At 68.8% G+C, this 21,941-nt stretch carries 22 protein-coding genes and 1 tRNA gene; 11 read left to right on the top strand and 12 right to left on the bottom strand.

Features of this window, described 5'->3' with window-relative positions; all coding sequences use genetic code 11:
- Positions 1–20: 20 nt before the first annotated feature.
- Positions 21–1,304: a serine--tRNA ligase gene (serS, locus tag D451_RS0123050; protein ID WP_014910424.1), complete on the bottom strand. Its 1,284-nt coding sequence runs from the start codon at positions 1,302–1,304 to the stop codon at positions 21–23.
- Between the two features lie 147 nt (positions 1,305–1,451).
- Here serS and D451_RS28355 point away from each other — a divergent pair, with 147 nt between their 5' ends.
- Positions 1,452–1,625: a hypothetical protein gene (locus tag D451_RS28355; RefSeq protein WP_014913146.1), complete on the top strand. Its 174-nt coding sequence runs from the start codon at positions 1,452–1,454 to the stop codon at positions 1,623–1,625.
- A gap of 38 nt (positions 1,626–1,663) precedes the next feature.
- Here the strand turns inward: D451_RS28355 and pheA are convergent, their stop codons facing one another.
- The 7 genes from pheA to D451_RS0123010 form a co-directional block, all read right to left on the bottom strand.
- The gene (pheA, locus tag D451_RS0123040; protein WP_014908585.1) at positions 1,664–2,611 is read right to left on the bottom strand and encodes a prephenate dehydratase; all 948 of its coding nucleotides are present in this window, start codon (positions 2,609–2,611) and stop codon (positions 1,664–1,666) included.
- Positions 2,612–2,648: 37 nt separating this feature from the next.
- Complete coding sequence (locus tag D451_RS0123035; protein WP_014912342.1) at positions 2,649–3,263, bottom strand: DUF4446 family protein; 615 nt, start codon at positions 3,261–3,263, stop codon at positions 2,649–2,651.
- Positions 3,264–3,305: 42 nt separating this feature from the next.
- Positions 3,306–4,157 carry a glycosyltransferase gene (locus tag D451_RS0123030; RefSeq protein ID WP_017536141.1) on the bottom strand — a complete coding sequence of 284 codons (852 nt, stop codon included), beginning with the start codon at positions 4,155–4,157 and terminating at the stop codon, positions 3,306–3,308.
- A gap of 5 nt (positions 4,158–4,162) precedes the next feature.
- Positions 4,163–4,519, bottom strand: coding sequence for an STAS domain-containing protein (locus tag D451_RS0123025; RefSeq protein WP_193789629.1), 357 nt, complete (start codon positions 4,517–4,519; stop codon positions 4,163–4,165).
- Positions 4,520–4,649: 130 nt separating this feature from the next.
- Positions 4,650–5,228: an ATP-binding protein gene (locus D451_RS0123020; protein WP_017536139.1), complete on the bottom strand. Its 579-nt coding sequence runs from the start codon at positions 5,226–5,228 to the stop codon at positions 4,650–4,652.
- Between the two features lie 235 nt (positions 5,229–5,463).
- Positions 5,464–7,386 (bottom strand): PAS domain S-box protein, encoded by a 1,923-nt coding sequence (locus D451_RS0123015; RefSeq protein WP_017536138.1) that lies wholly within the window; start codon positions 7,384–7,386, stop codon positions 5,464–5,466.
- Positions 7,387–7,453: 67 nt separating this feature from the next.
- The gene (locus tag D451_RS0123010) at positions 7,454–7,786 is read right to left on the bottom strand and encodes a rhodanese-like domain-containing protein (RefSeq protein ID WP_017536137.1); all 333 of its coding nucleotides are present in this window, start codon (positions 7,784–7,786) and stop codon (positions 7,454–7,456) included.
- An 83-nt stretch (positions 7,787–7,869) separates the two neighbouring features.
- Between D451_RS0123010 and D451_RS0123005 the strand changes: the two genes are divergently transcribed.
- Positions 7,870–8,460 carry an SSI family serine proteinase inhibitor gene (locus tag D451_RS0123005; RefSeq protein ID WP_017536136.1) on the top strand — a complete coding sequence of 197 codons (591 nt, stop codon included), beginning with the start codon at positions 7,870–7,872 and terminating at the stop codon, positions 8,458–8,460.
- Positions 8,461–8,556: 96 nt separating this feature from the next.
- Here D451_RS0123005 and D451_RS0123000 read toward each other — a convergent pair whose 3' ends face one another.
- Both D451_RS0123000 and D451_RS0122995 read right to left on the bottom strand, forming a co-directional pair.
- On the bottom strand, positions 8,557–9,168 hold the full coding sequence (locus D451_RS0123000) for a TenA family protein (RefSeq protein ID WP_014910743.1): 612 nt from the start codon (positions 9,166–9,168) through the stop codon (positions 8,557–8,559).
- A 328-nt stretch (positions 9,169–9,496) separates the two neighbouring features.
- Positions 9,497–9,579: transfer RNA gene (locus D451_RS0122995), tRNA-Leu, on the bottom strand.
- Between the two features lie 229 nt (positions 9,580–9,808).
- On the opposite strand from D451_RS0122995, the gene D451_RS0122990 reads away from it, so the two are divergent.
- The 8 genes from D451_RS0122990 (at position 9,809) to D451_RS0122955 (ending at position 19,440) form a co-directional block, all read left to right on the top strand.
- On the top strand, positions 9,809–10,573 hold the full coding sequence (locus tag D451_RS0122990) for an FhaA domain-containing protein (protein WP_421648055.1): 765 nt from the start codon (positions 9,809–9,811) through the stop codon (positions 10,571–10,573).
- 296 nt (positions 10,574–10,869) lie between these two features.
- Positions 10,870–11,382 carry an FHA domain-containing protein FhaB/FipA gene (locus D451_RS0122985; RefSeq protein WP_014912863.1) on the top strand — a complete coding sequence of 171 codons (513 nt, stop codon included), beginning with the start codon at positions 10,870–10,872 and terminating at the stop codon, positions 11,380–11,382.
- On the top strand, positions 11,379–12,728 hold the full coding sequence (locus D451_RS0122980; RefSeq protein WP_017536134.1) for a Stp1/IreP family PP2C-type Ser/Thr phosphatase: 1,350 nt from the start codon (positions 11,379–11,381) through the stop codon (positions 12,726–12,728). Before D451_RS0122985 ends, D451_RS0122980 begins: the two co-directional genes overlap by 4 nt.
- Before the next feature lie 4 nt (positions 12,729–12,732).
- Positions 12,733–14,139, top strand: coding sequence for an FtsW/RodA/SpoVE family cell cycle protein (locus tag D451_RS0122975; protein WP_017536133.1), 1,407 nt, complete (start codon positions 12,733–12,735; stop codon positions 14,137–14,139).
- Complete coding sequence (locus D451_RS0122970) at positions 14,136–15,596, top strand: peptidoglycan D,D-transpeptidase FtsI family protein (RefSeq protein WP_017536132.1); 1,461 nt, start codon at positions 14,136–14,138, stop codon at positions 15,594–15,596. The genes D451_RS0122975 and D451_RS0122970 overlap by 4 nt, the downstream gene beginning before the upstream one ends.
- Complete coding sequence (locus tag D451_RS0122965) at positions 15,596–17,104, top strand: serine/threonine-protein kinase (protein ID WP_026125293.1); 1,509 nt, start codon at positions 15,596–15,598, stop codon at positions 17,102–17,104. The genes D451_RS0122970 and D451_RS0122965 overlap by 1 nt, the downstream gene beginning before the upstream one ends.
- Before the next feature lie 107 nt (positions 17,105–17,211).
- The gene (gene pknB, locus D451_RS0122960; RefSeq protein WP_036568597.1) at positions 17,212–19,020 is read left to right on the top strand and encodes a Stk1 family PASTA domain-containing Ser/Thr kinase; all 1,809 of its coding nucleotides are present in this window, start codon (positions 17,212–17,214) and stop codon (positions 19,018–19,020) included.
- Between the two features lie 165 nt (positions 19,021–19,185).
- Positions 19,186–19,440: a cell division protein CrgA gene (locus D451_RS0122955; RefSeq protein WP_014909918.1), complete on the top strand. Its 255-nt coding sequence runs from the start codon at positions 19,186–19,188 to the stop codon at positions 19,438–19,440.
- A gap of 218 nt (positions 19,441–19,658) precedes the next feature.
- Here the strand turns inward: D451_RS0122955 and D451_RS0122950 are convergent, their stop codons facing one another.
- The gene (locus D451_RS0122950) at positions 19,659–20,558 is read right to left on the bottom strand and encodes a rhomboid family intramembrane serine protease (protein WP_193789628.1); all 900 of its coding nucleotides are present in this window, start codon (positions 20,556–20,558) and stop codon (positions 19,659–19,661) included.
- A gap of 42 nt (positions 20,559–20,600) precedes the next feature.
- Entirely contained in the window at positions 20,601–21,125 is a 525-nt protein-coding gene (locus tag D451_RS0122945) for a peptidylprolyl isomerase (RefSeq protein WP_017536129.1), read from the bottom strand.
- A gap of 247 nt (positions 21,126–21,372) precedes the next feature.
- On the opposite strand from D451_RS0122945, the gene D451_RS0122940 reads away from it, so the two are divergent.
- Positions 21,373–21,941, top strand: a 569-nt coding sequence (locus tag D451_RS0122940) for a hypothetical protein (protein WP_017536192.1), incomplete at its 3' end; no start/stop codon positions are given.

The following is a 21,941-nucleotide window of genomic DNA, read 5'->3' as shown; positions in this document are numbered from 1 at the left end:
CGGCCGTCGGGACGTCACGTTCACTTCTTCTTGCCACGCGGCGCCTGGATCGGTTCGAGCACGTCCAGGCCCAGGTAGGGGCGGAGCGCCTCGGGGACGACCACGGAGCCGTCCTCGCGCTGGTGGTTCTCCAGGATGGCGACGATCCACCGGGTGGTGGCGAGCGTGCCGTTGAGGGTCGCCGCGAAACGGGGCTTGCCGTCCTCGTCCCGATAGCGGACGTTGAGCCGGCGGGCCTGGAACTCGGTGCAGTTCGAGGTCGAGGTCAGCTCGCGGTAGGTCTCCTGGGTGGGGACCCAGGCCTCGCAGTCGTACTTGCGGGCCGCGCTGGTGCCGAGGTCGCCGCCGGCGATGTCCACCACGCGGTAGGGCAGGTCGAGCTTGTCGAGCATCCGCCGCTCCCAGGCGAGGAGCCTCTCGTGCTCCTCGTGCGCCTGGTCCGGGTGGGTGTAGACGAACATCTCCACCTTGTTGAACTGGTGGACGCGGATGATGCCGCGGGTGTCCTTGCCGTAGGAGCCGGCCTCACGACGGAAGCAGGACGACCAGCCGATGTAGCGTCGGGGCATGGATTCGCCGGGCAGGATCTCCCCGCCGTGGTATCCGGCCAAGGCCACCTCGGAGGTGCCCACGAGATAGAGGTCGTCCTCGGGAAGACGGTAGACCTCGTCGGAGTGCTCGCCGAGGAACCCTGTGCCCTCCATGGTCTCGGGCTTGACCAGGACCGGCGGGATCATGGGGGTGAACCCGGCCTCGACGGCCTGGTTCATCGCCATGTTGAGCAGGGCCAGTTCCAGGCGGGCGCCCACGCCCGTGAGGAAGTAGAAGCGGGCTCCGGAGACCTTGGCGCCGCGCTCCATGTCGATGGCGCCGAGCATCTCGCCCAGCTCCAGGTGGTCGCGCGGGGTGAAGTCGAACTCGCGGGGCTCGCCCACGGTCTCCAGGACCACGAAGTCGTCGACCCCGCCCTCGGGAGCCCCTTCCTCGACGAGGTTGGGCACCCGGGCCAGGACGGCGTCGAGCTCGTCTCCCAGACGCCCGGCCTCGGCCTCGGCCTCCTTGACCTCGGCGGCCAGCGACCTGGCCTTGGCCAGCAGCCCCTCCCGTTCCTCGGGAGAGGCCTTGGAGACGGACTTGCCCACACTCTTCTGTTCGGCCCGCAGGGTCTCGAACCTGGTCAACGCGGAACGGCGGTCGGCGTCCAGGGCGAGCAGCCGGTCCGCGACGGCGGGGTCCTCGCCGCGCGCACGCTGCGATGCACGGAGTCGTTCGGGGTCTTCTCGAAGAGCGCGAAGGTCGATCACGTCTTGCAGGTTACCGCCCGCCCTCACCCGGGTTCACATCTTTTCCGCGTAGTCGCGTCATGGAAGGTCACCGCCCTCGTCCTCCATGTGGAAGGGCCGAACGGGAGCGGGGGCTCCCGACGGCACGGCGACCGTGGGGAGACAGTCGTGAAACCACTCGGCGAGATGAACATCGAAGAGCTCACGGGGGCTCTGGAGGCCTTGGACGACGCGCACTCCGAGGACACCGCGTTGAGGCTGGCCCTGTACCTGGAGCTGCGCCGGGCCGCGTCCGAGGAGTGGGTGTTCGAGGAGGTGGGCGACCTCACCGAGGCCGGTTGACGGCCCGGTGTGGAGGGGGAGGGCCCCGCTCGGGGCCCTCAGTCGATGTCGCCGGCGCGGACGCGGGCGAGCCAGCGCTCGGCCTCGGCGAAGTCCGCGTCGGTGGTGGTGCGCGGGCGCAGCGGCGGGTCGAGTTCGGTCCCTCGGCTCCGGCGCGGATAGCTGCCGAGGAAGCGGACGTCACGACAGACGCGGCGGATCCCCATGAGCGCCTCGCCCACGCGCGCGTCGGCGACGTGTCCCTCGGCGTCGATGCAGAAGCAGTAGTTGCCCAGGCCGTCGCCGGTGGGCCGGGACTCCAGCCGGGTCAGGTTGACCCCGCGGACGGCGAACTGGTTGAGGACCTCGATGAGCGCGCCGGGGTGGTCGTCGGTGATGAAGGCGACCAGGGAGGTCAGGTCGGCCCCGGTGGGTTCGGGCAGCGCGCCGCCCCGTGACAGGTAGATGAAGCGGGTGGCCGCGTCGGCCCGGTCGCCGATCCCCGTGGCCAGGGCGTGGAGTCCGTAGCGTTCACCGGCGATGACGGCGCAGATCGCCGCGTCGTAGGCGGCACCCGGCTCGGCCACGGCGCGGGCGGCGGCCGCGGTGGAGGAGACGGTGTGCGTGTCGGCGTTGGGGAGCCGGCGTGAGAGCCACCCCCGGCACTGCGCGAGCGCGTGGGGGTGGGTGGCCACCCGTTTGACGTCCTCCAGCACGGTGCCCGGACGGGCGAAGAGCGCGAACTCGACCGGGACGGCGGTCTCGCCGGTGATGAGCAGAGGTTCGCCGTTGACGAGTTCGGCGATCGTGGTGGTGACCCCTCCCTCGACCGAGTTCTCCAGCGGCACCACCCCACCGTCGACCGCCCCGGAACGGACCGCGTCGAAGACCGCCGCCACCCCGTCACAGGGGACGCGGTCGTCTTCGGTGGCGTCGGGGCGCAGGTCGCGCAGGGCGGCTTCGGTGAAGGTGCCCTCGGGGCCGAGGTAGGCGTAACGGTTGGGCATGCTGTTCAGGCTATACGGGAAGCGCGGTCGGAGGTGGTCAGCTCTCGGATCGTGGTTCGGGCGTACGGGCGGTGGTCCGCTCGACCGGTTCCTCCATGTCCGTCATCTCCTCCGTGTCGAGGCCGATGTCGGGCCCCGTACCCGCGCCGCCGGTCGTCTCCCCCTCCGGCCCGGGGACCGAGACCAGGGTGACCGAGGGCTCTTCCTCCGATCCGGCGGTCTCCTCCTCGAACGGTCCGGGATCGGGGAGGGCGGCGCCGACCCCGGCTCCCAGGCGCGCGGAGCGGACCACCCGGTACTCCTCGGGGCTGAGGAGGGACTCGGACTCCCCCTCGGTCACCGTCTTGGCGTAGGTGCGCGATTCGGTGCGCCCGTTGATGGAGGTGACGACCACCCCGTCCCCATGGCTGTTGAGCAGGGCCAGGGAGAAGGAGCGGGCCCCGGTCATCTCCTCCAGGGCGTCGTAGTGCAGAACGGCGACGTCGCGGACGGCGCGCGGGTCGGTGCCGGAGGCGTTGACGGCCAGGGCCCGACGGGCCAGGAGCCGGTACTCGTCCTGGAGCACACGGATCCTGAGCAGCATGTACACGCCGAGGGCGAGTCCCCCCAGTCCGATGAGTAGACCGATGAAGGCCAGGAACGTAGTGAACACAGCGCGAGCGTATCGCCACGCATCGCGTCCGTGTGGTCACTCCTAGCGTTTTTTGCGAGCAATCTGCCCGATTTTTCGAGACATTTCCTTAGCCCCACCCCTGGCCCCGTCGACCGCGTCGCCCCAGGTCCGCCGTACCGCGGGCCCCAGGTCTCGGGCGGCCAGGGCGCGCGCCACGTCGACGAACTGACGCGCCCGGTGCATCTGGGCCCGCAGGTCGGTCCCGGTGGCCCGGTGTTCCAGGGGCACCTCGACCTCCTTCACCCGAAAGCCCGCGCGCAGGACGTCGATGCTCAGGCCGGTCTCCACCCCGAAACCCGGGGCGAGAGGTCGGGCCGCTTCGAAGGCCGCCCGCTTCAGGCATCGCTGACCGTTCAAGGGCTGTTCGGGCTCCCAGCCGGTGGCCTTGCGCACCCCGTCCCTGGCCAGACGGACCACGAAACCGTGGCCGCCCAGGCGCAGACGGGTGGCCGGGAAGAGCGCGACGGTCATGTCCGCGGTGCCCTCCAGGACCGGAAGCACCAGCGGGGCCGCGTCCTTGGCGGTCTCCGCGAGGTCGGCGTCGAGGAAGAGCAGGTGGCGCGGGGGACGTACGGTCCCCGCGGCGGCCTCGTGCTCCTCCACCATGAGGACCCCCTCGGCCCCGGTCTCCATGGCCGCGCCCTTGCCCCGGTTGCGGCTGTGCCGGAGCACCCGGGCGCCCGAGTCCAGGGCGATCTCGACGGTCCGGTCCGAGGATCCGTCGTCGACGACGACGACGAGGTCCACGGCGGGAAGTCCACGTGCGGCCGTCACCGTGGCGGCGATGCGGTCGGCCTCGTCCTTGGCGGGGATCACCACGGCGACCCCGGCATCGGCCGGCCCGGCGGGCCGGCTCCGGTCCTCGGGTGCCATCGGCGTTACTCGATCCCGCCGGTCCCCGCGGTCATCGGGGAGGCGTCGAGATCGGCGTGGATGGTGAAGACCTCGTGGAGCCCGGTGACCTCCAGGACCTTCATGACCGCCGGCTTGGGGGCCACGAGTTCCAGATCACCGCCCTTGTCACGAGAGCGCTTCATCGCGGAGAGCAGGACGCTGATCCCGGTCGAGTCGCAGAACTCCGTCCGCGACATGTCGATGACCAGCCGCCGTGCCCCGTCCTCCAGGGAATCGACGAGCTCGTTGCGCAATTGGGGTGCCGTGTACAGGTCGATCTCGCCGCCCACGGTTACCACCGCGACGTCATCCTGAGACCGGCTTGATATCTTCAACTCCACAGTCGTGACTGTAGCGTCCAGACCAGGGCCGGGCCACCTCGTCGACGGTGTTTCGCTCCATCGGTCACGTTCCTCCGCCCGGAGCGTGGGGGACCCTCCCGAAAGGTCGGAGCCTCCCCGTCGTCCGCGACTACAGCAGAAGGCCGCGGACCGGCTCTCGGGGGTCGAGGCCGAACTCCACGGCCCCCTCCCCGCCCGTCGAGGGGAACGACATGCCGGTATCGGCGGCGTCGTCCGCCACGGGGGGTTCGTCGACGGCCAGGTCCACGAGCGCCCAGACCGTCGTGGTGGTGGGCTCCATCTCGGTGCCCCAACGCCCGGCCAGGGTCTGCACGATGCTCAGCCCGCGGCCGCCCAGACCGGAGATCGAAGGACGGGCCACCCGCGGCATGCTGCTCGATCCACCGTCACGGACCGCGATCTCCAACCGTCCACCGGCCTCGCCGCCCATCTCGATCCGCCAGGCCACCCCGACGGTGTCGTCCGGTAGGGGTCCGGCGTGTCTGAGGGCGTTGCTGACCAGTTCGCTGAGGATCAGCGCCGCGTCACCGATCCGTTCGTCGCCGACCTCCAGGGCGCGCAGGTCGGCGCACAACCCTCGTCTGGCCTCGGTGACGCTCTCGGCGGCGTAGGGAAGAGCGACGCTCCGCTCGACCTTCCGCGGGTTCCCGGGGTCCCCGTTGTCGAGTGGGGTGTGGTCTCCTGACACGGCTTTCGTCCCTGCGCGATCGTACTTATCGGCTGGCCCGGAACCCGTCCGTTGTATGACGGCGAATTCCACCAGGGGTGGAAATGCCCCGATCACCCGGGGAGGAAACCAACGCCGAGGTGAAACCCCCCTGACACCCCCTCTCACCGGGGCTTACATCATCGGCGCCACAGGGCTTCGAGGAACTTTCAGGTTTTTTTGCACTCCGTCCGGTACGAACGACCTGGCACTACGCTCACGCGGATGAAGGCCCCGGAACCCTCCCTCGCACGGACGTATCCTCCGGACCCACCCCGAACTCGACCTCCTCGCCGCGGTGTCTGGGCAGGGTGATCCGCATCCGGGTCCCCCGCTCCAACCGATGAGCGGTCACCTCCCCGCCCTGTTCCCGGACGAGTTGGCGCACGATGTACAGGCCGATCCCCAGGCCGCCGTAGCCTCGACGGTCACCGCGCTCACCGCTCTGGAAGAAGCGCTCGAAGATCCGTTCCTCGTCTCCCGGGTCGATCCCCACCCCCTCGTCCTGAACGTGGATCGTGAGAGAGTCCTCCCCGTCCTCCTCCACCGTGACCCGTACCTCGCCGCCGTCTGGCGAGAACTTCAACGAGTTCTCCAGCAGTTGATCCATGACCATGCCGGTGACCAGCGGGTCCCCCACCGTCCACAGCGGCCCCTCCGAGTCCAGCACCAACTCCTGCCGCTCGGCCAGCGGGCGGAAGGCCGCCACCGACTGGCCCAGCAGCTCCGCGAGGTCGAAGGGGACCCGGTCCAGGGTCATCTCACCGCTGGCCACGTCCGACCCCAGGCGCAGGCGTTCCACCAGTTTGGCCAGGGCCCGGGCACGATCCAGGATGATCTCGCTGGCCTCTTGGCGCCCGGCCGGACCCAACCGCTCTCCCTTTCGCGAGAGCATCGCCGCGTACCCCTGGATCACGGTGACCGGGGTCCGCAGCTCATGACCGGTGCTGGCCAGGAAGAACTCCCGTTCCTCCTCCAACGCCTTCTGCGCCGTGATGTCCCGGAAGTCCACCACCCACTCGTCGGTGCTGGGGATCCGCGCCATGAGGATCTCCAGCCAACGCCCTCCGTCGTTCTTGTGCTTGACGGGCTCTCCGTGCGCGGCGGGGATCGGGAAGGGAGGATGCTTGCCCTCCACCTCCTCGAAGGAGTAGCCGGTCAACTCCGCGGCAGAGCGGTTCCACTTGCGGACCTTGCCACTGAAGTCGAGTACGGCGATCCCGTCGGCGCTGGAGTCGGCCACCGCCCGCTCTCGGGCCCGTTGCAGCTTGAGCTCCTCGTAGGCCATGGCGTTGCCTATGGCCACACCGGCGTGCTCGGCCAACAACTCCAGGAGCTCCAGCTCCACGTGGCCGACCCTGCGCCGGCTGTACAGCGCGTACAGGGCCCCGTAAGGGCGTCCTTGGGCGTTGGAGACGCACAGGGCGATGGTGTGCAGCCCGGGTAGGTCGGCCCAGACCAGATCCTCCAGGCTGCGGGTGTCGCTGTTGGCCAACAGCACGGACTTGCCGCTGCGCAGCAATTCACCGAACAGGCTGGTCTCCAGCGGTGCGCTCACCCCGTACAACTCGTCGGACAGGTGCGTGAGGCTCACCAGCCGCACCCGGTTCTCGTCCAACAGGACGAAACCGCCCGCGTCGGCGCCGGTGAGCTCGGTCAGGCTGCTGATGATCCGGTCCAGGACCGATTTGAGACTGAGGTCGGTGTTGATGTCGGCCACGACATCCGTGAGCCTGCGCACCAGTCGGGCCCGCTCCATCGCGGAGGCCTGCGCCTGGGCCTCCTTCTCCCGCGGGTAGAGGACCAGGACCCAGCCGTTGTGCCGCCCTCGATCGTCGTGCACGCAGCCGGTGCTGACCCGCACGTCGAGAGCGGTCCCGTCCCTGCGCAGACGACGGGTGAAGATGGTCAACGGGGTGCCCGCGCGCACCTGTTCGAGCACCGCGCCGTACTCGGGTCTCAGCTCTTGCGGGATGATCGGCAGCTCGCCACCGAGCACCTCGTCCGCGGACCAGCCGAACATCCGTTCCGCCGCCGGATTCCAGAAGGTGACTCGGAGCTCGCCGTCGATGCCGATCACCGCGTCCGCTGAGGAGGCGAGCATGGCTTCGGCGCTGAGGGGCGCGCGCTCGGAACTCACGACGTCATAGTGCCACCCGGGAGCCCCCGAGTGGCAGGCCTTTGCGTAATCCGTCCAGATTCGAGTCTCAGAGGACCGTCGGCTCGGCGTCCGAGTCGGCCTTCATGTCGAACCCCGCCGCCTCCCAGGCGCGCATACCGCCCGCGACGTTGACCGCGTCCCAGCCGGCCTGGCCGAGCGCCATCGTGGCCTGAGCGGAACGCCCGCCCGAACGGCACACCACGTAGACCTTCCGGTCCTGGGGGACCTCCGCCGCGCGCTCCCCCAGCGTTCCCAGCGGGATGTGCACGGCGTCCGGGGCGTGCCCGGCGCTCCACTCGGCGGGCTCGCGGACGTCGAGAAGATAGGCGCCCTCCGGAATCTCGTTCACGAGAACCTCGGCGACCTGACCATCGGACATGGTGGTGACCCCCTGTATCGGGTGTGTACTGAAAAAGTGAGAGGACGACGGAACCCCGGGTTCGCGCGCCCCGTCCAAGCAGTATGCGTGAGCACAACTTCGGAACGGCCCTGCCGACCCGCCTCGCCGCGCTCGCGGCCCTAGGCCTGCTACTCACGGCCTGCGGCAACGACGCCACCGAGGTGGGATCCTCAGGGCCCGACGCCGAAGCCCCTCAGGAGACCGCACCCGAGACCGACCCCTCGGAGGAGACCGATCCCACGGACGGCACCTCTGAGGAGAACGACTCCGACGACACCGACGATTCCGGAACCTCCGAAGACGGTGGGAACGGCGACGCCGAGGTGGAGCTCGTGATCGAGGCCTTCGTGGCCGACGAGGACGGCCTGCCCCCCTCCGAAGACTTCCAGGAGGGTACCTGGACCCTCACCTGTTCCCCGACCGGCGGCGACCACCCCGACCCCGAGGCCGCCTGCTCCGAGATCGACGAACTCGGCTCCGAGCCCTTCGTCATGGAGACCGACGGCATGGCCTGCACGATGCAGGTCGGCGGCCCCGAGGCGGCCCGGGTCACCGGCCACGTCGGGGACACCGAGATCGACACCGAGTTCAACAGGCACAACGGATGCGAGATCGAGCGCTTCTCCGACGTCGAGGCCGTGATCGCTCCCTGAGCCGGCCGCGGCGCGCCCGCTCCGGCCCCGAACGGAGAGAACGTGTCCGGGGGCCGGGGCCGGAGTGAGGGCGCTCGCCCGTGATTCCGATGGAGATCAGGTGTAGGGGGTGTTCCAGAAGGCGATCTCGTGACGCATCCCCTCCAGGAAGAAGCGCTCGGCCCTTTCCGGGTCGGCTCCGGACTCCTCCAGCATGCGCCCGTACCTCTCGGTGAGCTCGGTGAAGCCGGGGTCGTTGTAGGTATCGACCCAGCGGGCGTACCTGGGGTCCTCCGGACGGTCGCGGGCCAGTTCCCGCCCCAGGGTGTTGTACCCCCACATGCAGGGGTAGACGGCGGCGAGCCCGTCCCGGTAGTCGGCGGCGGCCTCCAGGAGCCACGAGGTGTAGGCCTCGCAGGCGGGCCCCTTCTCCTTGGTGGTCAGGTCCGCGCCGAACTCCCCGGACAGGGAACGGTGCAGCTCGAGTTCCTCGGTGAGGGTGCTGTGCGCGATACCGACCAGGTCGGCCAGATGGTCGTCGGGGGCCTGCCAGGCCAGACGGGAGAAGGCCCTCGCGTAGTCGAGCAGGTAGAGGTGGTCCTGCTCCAGCCAGTAGCGGAAGGCGCGCTCGTCGAGGTCGCCTCGGGAGATGCCGGCGACCGTCGGGTGCGCGAGTTGTTCGGCGACCAGCGGCCGCCCGATCTCATGAAGTCGTTCGGTGATACCCACGCCCGAAGTGTCTCATCACACGCTTTTCGTCCGAATGAGCACCCCGGCCTCACCCCCACCGGACGACCGGGCCCTCGACGCCCGACATGTGCCCCGTGTTCGGTTCCGACCCGCGAAGGCGGCTTGCCGCGAACCTAACGATCCAAGATCGTTGATCGCGCTTGCCCGGTATTACGGTCACCCCGAAACCAGGGGAGCCGGCGCCGCCCCGAAGCCTCTCTCCCCGGGGAGGGCCGATGAGGCCCCCTCGACCCACGAACCCCGGAGGAAACGAAGAACGACCCCGCCGGAGGCCTGAGCCTACCGACGGGGTCGTCCCGTGAACTTGTGGGCGAGGAGGGATTTGAACCCTCACATCCTTTCGGACACACGGACCTGAACCGTGCGCGTCTACCGTTCCGCCACCCGCCCGAGTGACATGTATTCGATTATGATGCCAGTTCGGAGCCGGTTTTCCCCGCTTCGCCCTGGCGACATGAAGAAGATTAGCACGGTCTGGAGGTGCCTCGCACACCGTTTGCGGACGGCCCCGATCACACTCCTCCGGGCCCGTCCCGGGGGTGCACCTGAAACCAGGGGCACCCCGGCCCGGTTACGATCGTCTACACATACGGAGTGGAGTACGAAAGGGAGGTACCTCGTGGGAGTGCTCCAACGCTTCGAGCGCAGGCTCGAGGGCATGATCGAAGGCACCTTCGCGATGGCCTTCAAGTCGGAGCTCCAGCCGGTCGAGGTCGCGAGCGCGGTCCAGCGGGAGATGGACGAGCGGGCCGCGATCGTCGCCCAGGGCCGCACACTGGTCCCGAACGACTTCATCGTCGAACTCTCGGCCAGCGACAAGGAACGCCTGGAGGTCTACGCCGACAGCCTGGGGCAGGAACTGTCCAAGTTGGCGCGGGACTACGCGACGGAGCAGGGCTACTCGTTCGTCGGCCCGGTCCGCGTACAGTTCCGTTCGGACGACGGCCTGAAGACGGGCCGCTTCCGCATCCGCTCCGGCGTGGTCCGGGGCAGCCTCGTGGAGGGCGGAGAGCTCCGCCAGCCCGTGGGCGACCCGGGACAGGGTTCGGGACCGCAGCAGACGGGCCGCCCCCGTCTCCTCATCTCCCCCGGCGGCGCGACCGCCGAGGGCAACATCGCGAGCCAGGGGATGCAGCAGTCCTTCGAGCTGACCACCCCGGTCACCCTCCTGGGCCGCGGCACCGACTGTGACCTTCGTCTGGTGGACAACGGCGTCTCCCGCCACCACGTGGAGATCCGCGTGGACGGCGACGAGGTCATCCTGGAGGACAAGGGGTCCACCAACGGGACCTTCGTCAACGGACAGCAGGTCAGGCAGGCCCGGCTGGTGGACGGCACCCGTATCAGCCTGGGCCGCACCACCATGACCTTCCGTCGCGACTGATCGTCTCCCCGATCCCCCTAAGGGATGACGATCCGGCCCTTCCGGACCGCAACCAACGGCGCCGAATCGGCGTCTGAGTGTTCGATGACCGGGTCGGTCCCGATACCGAGTCGTATCGGAACACCGACCGGGAGGGTAGTCTCCGCGAAGACCCGACCGATCGGGCACAATGACCGCGGCCGGCTGGGCCGTGGACCAGCGACCCGGACTCACCGACCGAAGGTGGGGCAGACATGGTGGCGGCGCCGATGACCGCCACCCCGGCCGAAGCACGACAGGGGCTGAAGAGCAGTTCGATGTCCAACTTGACCCTCATATTGATCAAGATCGCGTATCTCGCGGTGCTTTGGCTGTTCGTCCTCATGGCGGTCGGTGTCATTCGCACGGACCTCTTCGGCCAGTCGAAGAGGAAGTCCAGGAAGAAGAAACCCAGGCCCTCCATCCGGCCTCCTCAGCGCAGGCCCGTCGCGGCGTCATCGTCATCGTCGCAGGCCCGGCCGCAGCGCGCACGTCGTAACGAGCCCACGGTCCTGGCCGTGACACAGGGATCCCTGGCGGGCACCACGGTCGACCTGGCCTCCCAACCCATCCTGATCGGACGCGCCCCCGACTCGACCCTGGTCATCACCGATGACTACGCCTCGGGTCGGCACGCACGCGTCTACTCCGAAAACGGCCGCTGGTTCGTCGAGGATCTCAACTCCACGAACGGCACCTACCTCGGCCAGCAGAAGCTGAACCGCCCCCAGCCCATCACGGTGGGTCAGCCCATCCGTATCGGCAAAACCGTCCTGGAACTGCGCAAATGACAATCGCTCTCCGATACGCGGCGTACTCCGACGTAGGATGCCTCCGCGAAGGCAACGAAGACTCCGGTTACGCCGGCCAACACCTCCTCGCGGTGGCCGACGGTATGGGCGGTTACGCGGGCGGCGAGGTGGCCAGCTCCATCGCGATCTCGTCGATCCGCAGCCTGGACACCCCGGACGACCCACGGGCCGAGGAGATGGCCGAGGTCCTGCAACGCGCCGTCGAGCAGGCCAACGACTCCCTCGCCATCCGCATCCGGCAGGAGCCCCAGCTGGAGAACATGGGCACCACCCTGACCGCCATGCTGTGGTCGGGCTCCCAGGTCGCCCTGATCCACATCGGCGACTCGCGCGCCTACCTGCTGCGCGGCTCCCGGTTCGAGCAGATCACCCACGACCACACCCTGGTGCAGACCCTCGTCGACGAGGGCAAGATCACCGAGGAGGAGGTCGCCACCCACCCGCAGCGGTCCCTGATCCTGCGCGCCCTGGACGGCAAGACCCCGGTCGACCCGGACATCTCCATCAGTCGGGCGAAGGTCGGCGACCGGTACCTGCTCTGCTCGGACGGGCTCTCCGGTGTGGTCAGCAAGAAGACCATCCACGAGACCCTGGCCGCCGAGAGCGACCCTCGCGCGGCGGCCAAGAAGCTGATCGAGCTGGCCATCCGCGGCGGCGGACCGGACAACATCACCGCGGTGATCGCGGACGTCATCGAGACCGACACCGACCAGGAGGGGCCCACCGCCGCTCCGCAGACGGTCGGCGCCGCGGACCAGCGTGACGAGTCCACCGGCCCCAACGAGACCAGCCCGGCCAGACGGGCGCAGGAACTGCGCGGCGCCGGCGGTGGCGACACCGCCGAGATGAACCCGATCCGGGAGGAGATCCCGGCGCCCGCGGGCGCCGCCCCCTCCTCGTACGAGGAACGTCCCTACGAGGCCCCGCCCGCCGGCGGCCCGAACGCGGACGGCGAGCAGGAGTACCGGTCCCGGAGTTGGTGGCCGATCGTGCTCGTCTTCGTCATCGTGGTCGGCGCGATCGCCGGCGGCGGCTACTACTTCGGCCGTCAATACGTCGAGGACCAGTACTACGTGGGTCTGTCCTCCGACGGCCGGACCGTCAGCATCTACCAGGGCGTCGACACCGACATCGCCGGGATCAGCCTCTCCGAAGAGGTCGAGAAGACCGACCTCGGCGTGGACTCCCTCGCCCCGACCGACCGTCAGGGCGTCGAGGCCAACATCGACGTCGAGAACCTCGAAGCGGCACGAACCCTGATCTCCGATCTGGAGAAGGACGCGGACGGCTCCGGTCGGGGGACCGAGACCCAGGAATCGGGGTGACCCTGTGAGCACCACCGCCCCTGAGGCACCCACCGCCCTACCACCGGTCAAACGGCGCAACGCCGAACTGGTGCTGGTCGGGCTCACCATCCTCATCACCATGGGCGCGATCGCGATCGCCGGGTTGAACCTCAACAACCAGATCCCGGGAGCCATGTGGGGCTACGGCCTCATCTTCGGCGCCCTGGCCCTGGCGACCCACGTGGCGCTGCGCTTCATCGCCCCGTACGCCGACCCGCTGATCCTGCCCTGCGCGCTGTTCCTCAACGGGGTCGGCGTGGCCATGATCTGGCGACTGGACGCCGCCGAGTCCGGCGAGATCGAGCACGCCGGCATCGGCATGCAGCTCGTGTGGACCGCTGTGGGCATGATCTTCTGCATCGCCCTGCTGTTCTTCCTGAAGGAACCGCGGGTGCTCCAGCGCTACACCTACATCAGCGCCCTGGTCGCGATCATCCTGATCGCGCTGCCGATGGTGCCGGGTCTGGGCATCAACGAGTACGGCGCCCGCCGGTGGATCGGCTTCGGCGGTTTCACCATGCAACCGTCCGAGTTCGCGAAGATCGCCCTGGTGATCTTCCTGTCCTCGTATCTGGTCACCAAACGCCAGGTCCTGTCGCTGGCCGCCAAGTCGATCAAGGTCGGCCGGTTCAAGATCCTGGACCTGCCGCGTGCCCGTGACTTCATGCCGATGGTCGTCGGCTGGGTCATCGCGATCGGTCTGCTGGTCATCACCAAGGACCTCGGTACCTCGCTGCTGCTGTTCGGCACCTTCCTCGCGATGCTGTACGTGGCCACCCAACGATCCTCGTGGGTCATCATCGGCCTCACCGTGTTCATCGGCGCGGCCGCCCTGGCGATGCAGATCTTCTGGCACTTCCGCCAGCGCGTGGACATCTGGTTCAACGCCTTCGACCCCGAGGTCTACGAACGGCTCGGCGGCAGTGAGCAGCTCGTCAAGGGGCTCATCGGCATGGCCTACGGCGGCCTGTTCGGCACCGGCTTCGGCGGCGGCCAGGCGCACCACATCTTCGCCGCGGACAGCGACTTCATCTTCGCCTCATTGGCCGAGGACCTCGGGCTGACCGGCGTCATGGTCATCCTGATCGTGGTCTTCCTCCTCGTGCAGCGAGGGATGCGCGTGGCTCTGGCCTCCCGCGAGCTCTTCATCAAGATGCTCGCGAGCGGCATCGCCTTCGTCATGTGCTTCCAGGTGTTCGTGGTGCTCGGCGGCCTGACCCGGATCATCCCGCTGACCGGTATGACCACACCCTTCCTGGCCGCGGGCGGTTCCGCCCTCATGGCCAGCTGGTTGATGATCGGACTGCTGCTCCGGATGAGCGACAACGCGCGCCGCCCCGCCCCCCAGGCGATCCAGGACGAGGGGGCCACACAGGTGATCCGACGATGAACACACCCATCCGACGCCTCAGCGTCTTCTCGATGCTCCTGTTCGGTGCCCTGATGCTCCAGCTCACCTGGATCCAGGGCTTCCAGGCCGACGCCATCCGAGAGGACCCGCTGAACCGACGACAGTACTCCGAACGGCTCACCGAGCCGCGCGGCCCGATCGTCATCGGCGGGGAGAACGTCGCCTACTCGGAGAACATCGCCGACGAGGGCGACCCGGCCCGCTACCAGCGGATGTACACCGACGGAACGCTCTACACCCCGGTGGTGGGCTCCTTCCGCAGCTACGGTGCCTCCGGTATCGAGGACACCGAGAACAGCCTGCTGGACGGCAGCGACGACCGGCTGGCGGTGCGCAACTTCCGCGACATGATCACCGGCAGCGAACCGGAGGGCGCCCGAGTCGAGCTGACCATCGACCCCGCCGTACAGCAGGCGGGCTTCAACGGTTTCAAGGACCTGGGCATGAACGGCGCCGCCGTCGCCATCGACCCCTCCACGGGGGCGATCCTCGGCGCGGTGTCCTACCCCTCCTACGACGCCAACGACGTCGTGAGCATCACCGACCAGACCGAGGCCATCGAGAACTATGGCGCGTTGGAGGTCGAACCCGACCAGCCGCTGCTCAACCGCGCCCTCAACGAGCGCTACCCCCCGGGCTCGACGTTCAAGATCGTGACCGCCACGGCGGCCATGGAGTACCTGGACGCCGGCCCGGACAGCACCATGGACGCTCCGGACACCCTGGAACTGGGGCACCCGCTGCCCAACGCCACCCCGGGCGGTACCTGCAACGGCGGCGACCCCGACACCCTGGCCCACTCGATCCAGATCTCCTGCAACACCTCGTTCGCCAACTGGGCGATCGAGGTGGGCGGAAAGAACCTGTCCGAGCAGGCCACGGCGTTCGGGTTCAACCGTGAGAAGGAAGAGGAGAGGCTGACCGTCCCGATGGGCGTGACGCCGAGCCTCGCCCCGCCCGAGGACGACCGCAACATCCTGGGACGCGCCGGCATCGGCCAGTCCAACGTGGAGGCGACCCCGCTCCAGATGGCGATGGTCGCCGCCGGAGTGGCCAACTCCGGCGAGGTCATGCGGCCCTACCTGGTGGACTCGGTCCGCGACGCCGACCGTTCCGTCGTCACCCAGACCACGCCCGAGGTCTACTCCCAGGCCATGAGCGCCAGCACCGCCTCCGACCTGACCGACATGATGGTCCGGGTCACCGGGCCGGACGGCTCCGGACCCAACGGCGCGATCTCCGGTATCGACGTCGCCGGTAAGACCGGTACCGCCGAGACCGGTGGCGAGATGGGCACCCACAACTGGTTCATCGGGTTCGCCCCGGCCGACGACCCGCAGGTCGCGGTCGCCGTCGTGATCGAACACGGCGGCGGCAGCGGTGGGTCCCTGGCCGCGCCGATCGCGCGGAACATGATGGAGGCAGTGGTTCTGTAGTGAGCGCCTACGAACCGTCTTCACAGAGCGGTCCCGGTGGACTCACCGGGACCGTTCTGAGCGATCGTTACCGCCTGGAGGAGCAGATCGGCTCCGGCGGTATGGGGACTGTGTGGCGGGCGACCGACACACTGCTCAACCGCTCCGTCGCGGTGAAGCTGCTCCACCCGGCCCAGATGGCCGAACCGACCGCGCGCGAGCGCTTCCGAACCGAGGGACGGATCACCGCCGGTCTCTCCCACCCCGGCATCGCCCAGGTCTACGACTACGGCGAGGAGGACGGCCGTGCCTTCCTGATCATGGAGCTGGTGGTCAGCGACCCCCTCTCCCAGGTCCTGCGCGAGCAGGGAAGGCTGAGCCCCGACCAGACCCTGGACTTCGTGTGCCAGGCGGCCAAGGCACTGGCCGCCGCGCACGCCCGCGGCGTGGTGCACCGGGACATCAAACCGGGCAACCTGCTGGTGACCGAGGAGGGGCAGCTCAAGCTGACCGACTTCGGTATCGCCCGCGGGGACACGTCCGTCACCCTCACCCAGACCGGCATGGTGATGGGCACGGCGCAGTACATCTCGCCCGAGCAGGCGTCCGGGCGGCCCGCGAGCGCCGCCTCCGACCTGTACGCGCTCGGCGTGGTGGCCTACGAATGCCTCGCCGGAGAGCCTCCGTTCACCGGCGACAGCCCGGTGGCGCTGGCCCTGGCCCACACGCGCGACGAACCTCCGTCGCTTCCCGAGGACATCCCGGCCGAGATCGACGACCTGGTCTTCTCCATGTTGGAGAAGGACCCCGAGAACCGCCCCTCCTCCGCAGGCGAGGTCGCGCATCTGGCCGCGGTCATCCGCTCCGACGCGGGGACGGGACCGCCCACCCCGTCCACCGGTTTCTCCGGTATGGCGCAGACCCGGGTGGTCGGGGCCGTTCCGGACACCGGGCCGCGGAGCGGATCCCAGGCTCGACGAACCGCCGATCAGCCCTTCGTACCCGCTGATCAGAACGGTGATTCCGCTACCCTGGCGAAAGGTTCCGGGTCCGAACGCCGGATCAGGACGCCGGTCGTGCTCGCGGCCGTGGTCGCGGCCGTCATGATCGTGGCGGCCGCCGCGGCCGGTTTCGTGTTCGGCGGGGACCCCGGGACCGACAAGGTCAACGACAGCAACCCGCCCGCGGTCTCGGAGACCTCCCCCTCCCCCACACCCAGTGAGGAACCCGAGGAGCCGGAGGAGCCGGATATCCCGGTGCCGGAGAACGATCTCCCCGATTGGACCCCTCCGGCCCACGATTGGGGAGGTTCCGAGGGCCCTGACACCGGTGAGGGCGACGAGGAACCCACTCAGCCCGAGGACGACGGCGAGGACGACGTCCCCGAGACCGAGAACCCCGACGGTGGGGACAACACGGATCCTCCCCCGGACAACGGCGGCGACAACGGCGGCGGAGAAGACGGATCCGGCGGCGGTGGCGGCGGTGGCGGTGGCGTGGACAACCCGCCGGGGCACGAAGGGAACTAGCTTTCAGCACGAGACACGGACCGATGACCAAGCGATGATCGAGAGACGCTCAGGATAGGCGGCGGCCTGCGGGCGGTCTCCGAAAGACACGAGGATTAGTGCACGACATGTCCCAGCCCCGGCTCCTCGGCGGACGCTACGAACTCGACACGGTGGTCGGGCGCGGCGGCATGGCCGAGGTACACCGCGCACGAGATCTGCGACTCGACCGACTCGTCGCGATCAAGACGCTCCGACACGATCTGGCCCGTGACCACATCTTCCAGGCGAGGTTCCGAAGGGAGGCCCAGTCCGCGGCCTCCCTGAACCACCCGGCGATCATCGCGGTGTACGACACCGGCGAGGACATGATCGACGGGGTCTCCATCCCGTACATCGTCATGGAGTACGTGGACGGCCGCACCCTCAAGGAACTCCTCGACGACGACCGCAAGCTCGTGCCGGAGCGTTCGGCGGAGCTGGTCGACGGCATCCTCAAGGCTCTCGAGTACAGCCACGACAACGGCATCGTGCACCGGGACATCAAGCCCGCGAACGTCATGTTGACCCGCAACGCCGAGGTCAAGGTGATGGACTTCGGTATCGCCCGCTCCATGGGCGACGACCAGGCGACGATGACCCAGACCTCCCAGGTCATCGGCACCGCGCAGTACCTCTCTCCCGAGCAGGCGCGCGGCGAACGCGTGGACCCTCGCAGCGACATCTACTCCACCGGTTGCGTGCTCTACGAGCTGCTCACCGGGCGCCCCCCGTTCACCGGCGACTCCCCCGTGTCCATCGCCTACCAGCACGTCCGTGAGGATCCGATCCCGCCCTCCGAGGTGGATCCGCAGATCCCGGAGTGGCTGGAGGACGTCACCCTCCGCGCGATGACCAAGGACCGTGAGGAGCGGTACCAGAACGCCGCGGAGATGCGCGCCGACATCCAGCGCGGTCTGGCCGGGATGCCCACCCAGGCGGGCACCATGGCGATGGCCGCGGCGGGGGCCACCACGGCGATGCCGCCCGCGGGGGACGACCGCTACGACGATTACGACGACTACGACGACGACTACCGGGACGAGAAGAAGGGCAACGCGGGCAAGACGGCCCTGTGGGTCCTGCTCGCCCTGGGCGTCATCGGCTCCCTGATCCTGGTCTTCTTCCTCCTCAACCGGAGCGGTGATACGGCCGAACAGGCCACCGTCCCCGACGTGGCCGGCATGTCCCAGGAGGACGCCGAGGCCGCGCTCCGCGATGAGGGTTTCGAGAACATCGGCACCGATACCCGGGCCGACGACGAGATCGACGAGGGCACGGCCATCGAGACCGACCCCACGGCGGGCACGGAGGCCCCCGTCGACGAGGAGGTCGTCATCGTGCTCTCCTCCGGGCCCGGGGCGATCGAGATCCCGAGCGTGGAGGGGCAGACCGAGTCGGAGGCCCGGTCCACTCTGAGCGATCAGGGCTTCGAGAACGTCACCACCGATTCCCGGGCCGACGACACCATCGCCCAGGGCAGCGCGATCGGTACGGACCCCCCGGCGGGCAACGAGGTCTCCCCGGACACGGAGATCACCCTGCACATCTCCTCCGGCCCCGACCAGACGAGCGTGCCGGACCTTCAGGGGATGACCCGGGAGCAGGCGCAGAACGCCCTGGACCAGGCGAACCTGGTCGCGGACTTCCAGGAGCAGGAGACCGCGGACGCCCCGGAGGACACCGTCGTCAACCAGTCCCACGCCGCCCAGCAGAGCGTGGACGTGGGCACCACCGTGACGGTGACGATCGCCGTCGCCCCCGCCGAGGAGGAGCCGACCGAGCCCGACGAGCCGGACGAGCCCAGCGAGACGGACAGTCCGCCGATCGAGTTCCCGCCTCCGCCCTGGGAGACCGATCAGCCGGAGGAGAACGGGTTCGTCCTCGGCCGTCGATGAGACCCGGAGCAGTGTGAGAGGGGGCCGTGTCCGAAGGGGCACGGCCCCCTCTCACGTTCCGGGTGGGACCGTTGGGGTTTCGGGACCTGCCGGCGGTGACGCCCGGGGCGCCCGGGGCGTACACTGTGGTGATTCCGAACCGCCCCACATCCTGGAGCAGCGACCGTGCCCAAGTCCCGCAACGATCGCAAGAAGAAGGCCGTCTACACGCCGCCTCCTTCCAAAGAGCAGCCGAAGGTCAGCCCACGCTGGCTGGTGCCGACGATGCTGGGCTTCTTCATCCTGGGCATCCTCTGGATCGGCGTGTACTACCTCGCCGGCGCCTCGGTCCCGTACATGCAGGACTGGCACAACTGGAACCTGCTGATCGGCTTCAGTGGCATCATCATCGCCGTCATTCTGTCGACGCGCTGGCACTGACCCCGGTCCTCCCGTGGGCGTGATGTCCCCCGTTCACCCCCGGGCCCGATAACGGCGCCGACGCCCCACTCGGCCGTTCGAGCCGCCTTGATCAGGTTTTCCACAGAGTTATCCACAGGTTGTGGGTAGCTCTACTCTGCGTGTCGCACCATGCCCGCCATGGATGTGGACGAAAGGCCCCCGGAACGTTCTCCGAGGGCCTTTCGCGTTTCCGGACGTCAGCCGTAGATCAGGATCCACAGTCTCGGGGCCAGAACGACCAGGGTGAACAGGAGAACACCGAAGGCCGCCAGGAGGAGCGTGTGCACCAGGGTGCGCCGTCCCTCCTTGACCGAACTCGACGGCAGATAGGCCAGGACCGCCCCGATCAGCAGCCCTCCGACCAGACCACCGATATGGGCGGTCCAGGAGATCCCCGGGACCAGGAAGGTGATACCGAGGTTGAGCGCCAGCAGGACCAGGAGCATCCGGATGTCCAACCGCAGACGCCGACCGATCACGAACACCGCGCCGAAGAGGGCGAAGATCGCGCCGGAGGCGCCCACGGACGGCTGGTTCGGCGTGGCGATCAGGCTCAGCACCGAACCGGACAGGGCGCCCAGGACCCACAGGGCCAGGAAACGCCCGTGCCCCAACCAACGTTCCAACTGCGGACCGAGGGCGTACATCGCGTAGCCGTTGAACAGCAGGTGGAGGACGCCCCCGTGCAGGAAGGCCGCGGTGATGAGCCGGTACCACTCGCCGTGCCACACGACGCCCTGGCCCCACATGCTGAAGTGCTGGACCAGAGGTGTGCTCAGGGCCTGGCCGAGCGGGACGGAGGTGCCCAGCTGGAGGACGAAGCCCACCACCATCATGACCAGGATCGACCAGGTCACGTAGGGCTTGTCGACGACCTTGCCCCCGAAGGTGGTCCGCGCCGACCGCACCCTGCGGTTCCCCTCGGCCACACAGGCCGGGCACTGGAAGCCGACGGCCGCCTCGACCATGCAGTCGGGGCAGATCGGCCTCCCGCACCGCGTGCAGCCGACCCCGGTCTCTCGGTCGGTGTGCCGGTAGCAGGTACGCGGCGTTCCCTGGCCGGACGAGGCCCCGGGGGAAGGGGGAGGTGCGGTCATGGTCGGCTGGTCACTCCTCTGGGTCTGACCTCGATACCCGTGTTATCGGGTGATCTCGATGCTGTTGATCACGACGTCCTCGTTCGGACGGTCCTGAGCGCCGGTCTCGACCTTGCTGATGGCGGTCACGACGTCGGCGCCCTCGACGACCTCACCGAAGATGGTGTGGCGGCCGTTGAGCCAGTGCGGCTCGGTGACGGTGATGAAGAACTGGGAGCCGTTGGTGCCCGGACCGGCGTTGGCCATGGCCAGCAGGAACGGACGGTCGAAGCGCAGGCTCGGGTCGATCTCGTCCTTGAACTGGTAGCCGGGGCCGCCGCGGCCATTGCCCAGCGGGTCGCCGCCCTGGATCATGAACCCGTCGATGACCCGGTGGAAGATCGTGCCCTCGTAAAGGCTGTTGTTCGACGGCTTGCCCGTCGTGGGGTCCATCCACTGCTTGGAACCGTCGGCCAGGCCGATGAAGTTGGCGACCGTCTCCGGCGCCTGCTCCTCGAACAGCTTGACGACGATGGTTCCCTTGGAGGTGTTCAGCCGCGCGGTGGGCTGACCCGTGGAGTCCGACACCTCAGTGCCTTTCGCTCGAGTGAGATTACGTGCTCACGTTACCCGGCCCACCGGCGCGCTTCACCGGAAGCCCGACGACCGTGGACGGTGTCGAAACGTAGATCACAGACGCAGAGGACGTATGTTGAGATAACACCCGGATAACAGGGAAGGACGACCGGCGGCACCATTCAGGCGGCCGGAACGTGTCGGCCGCCGGGTGAAGTGACCGTACGAACCGGTGAGAACGATCGAAGGAGCTGACGACGTGCCTATCACTGCCAAGCGTCGCAAGGCACGCAAGGACGCCGAGGACGCCCTCGCCCGCCTACAGGAACTGGCCCGGGAACAGGCCGACCGACTCGGCCCCTACGCCGATCAGGCACGGGACCAGGCGGCCGTGAAGCTCCTCCAGGCCCGCGGCTGGACCGCACCCCGCCTGGAGACCGCCGCTCAGCGCGTCGAGGACACCGTCGCCCCTCGGGTGGCCGGTCTGCTGACCGTCGCCGCCCAGCGGATCGACCCGAAGCCGGGCCGCCGTAGTCTGCGCGGACTCCGCGCCGGTGGCCGGAGGATCCCCCGAGGTCTCGTGATCGGCGGCGCCGCCCTGGTCGGCGGCGTGCTCGTGTACTCGCTCATCCGCCTGCGTCAGGCCTCCCAGGACGCCGAGTGGCAGGAGCACCTGGACCAGGCCCGTGAGCAGGTCCGTGAGACCCGCGAGAACCTGGAGGAGAAGGCGGCCGACGTCGCGGAGGACGCGGCCGACAAGGCCGAGGAGACCAAGGCCAAGGCCAAGGAGAAGATCCGATCCTCCTCCAACGGCAGGTCCGGCGAGTA

Origin of the sequence: Nocardiopsis alba DSM 43377, from assembly GCF_000341225.1 — a bacterium.
Taxonomy (GTDB): domain Bacteria; phylum Actinomycetota; class Actinomycetes; order Streptosporangiales; family Streptosporangiaceae; genus Nocardiopsis; species Nocardiopsis alba.
Note: the sequence above shows the minus strand (reverse complement) of the source record. Positions and strands in the feature narration are given on the sequence as shown.

Coding starts and splice junctions, on each gene's coding strand:
- pheA (WP_014908585.1), bottom strand. CDS start 2,611: ATGCCCAACCGTTACGCCTACCTCGGCCCCGAGGGCACCTTCACCGAA.
- D451_RS0123030 (WP_017536141.1), bottom strand. CDS start 4,157: ATGGCACCCGAGGACCGGAGCCGGCCCGCCGGGCCGGCCGATGCCGGG.
- D451_RS0123010 (WP_017536137.1), bottom strand. CDS start 7,786: ATGTCCGATGGTCAGGTCGCCGAGGTTCTCGTGAACGAGATTCCGGAG.
- D451_RS0123005 (WP_017536136.1), top strand. CDS start 7,870: ATGCGTGAGCACAACTTCGGAACGGCCCTGCCGACCCGCCTCGCCGCG.
- D451_RS0122985 (WP_014912863.1), top strand. CDS start 10,870: ATGTCCAACTTGACCCTCATATTGATCAAGATCGCGTATCTCGCGGTG.
- D451_RS0122980 (WP_017536134.1), top strand. CDS start 11,379: ATGACAATCGCTCTCCGATACGCGGCGTACTCCGACGTAGGATGCCTC.
- D451_RS0122970 (WP_017536132.1), top strand. CDS start 14,136: ATGAACACACCCATCCGACGCCTCAGCGTCTTCTCGATGCTCCTGTTC.
- pknB (WP_036568597.1), top strand. CDS start 17,212: ATGTCCCAGCCCCGGCTCCTCGGCGGACGCTACGAACTCGACACGGTG.
- D451_RS0122950 (WP_193789628.1), bottom strand. CDS start 20,558: ATGACCGCACCTCCCCCTTCCCCCGGGGCCTCGTCCGGCCAGGGAACG.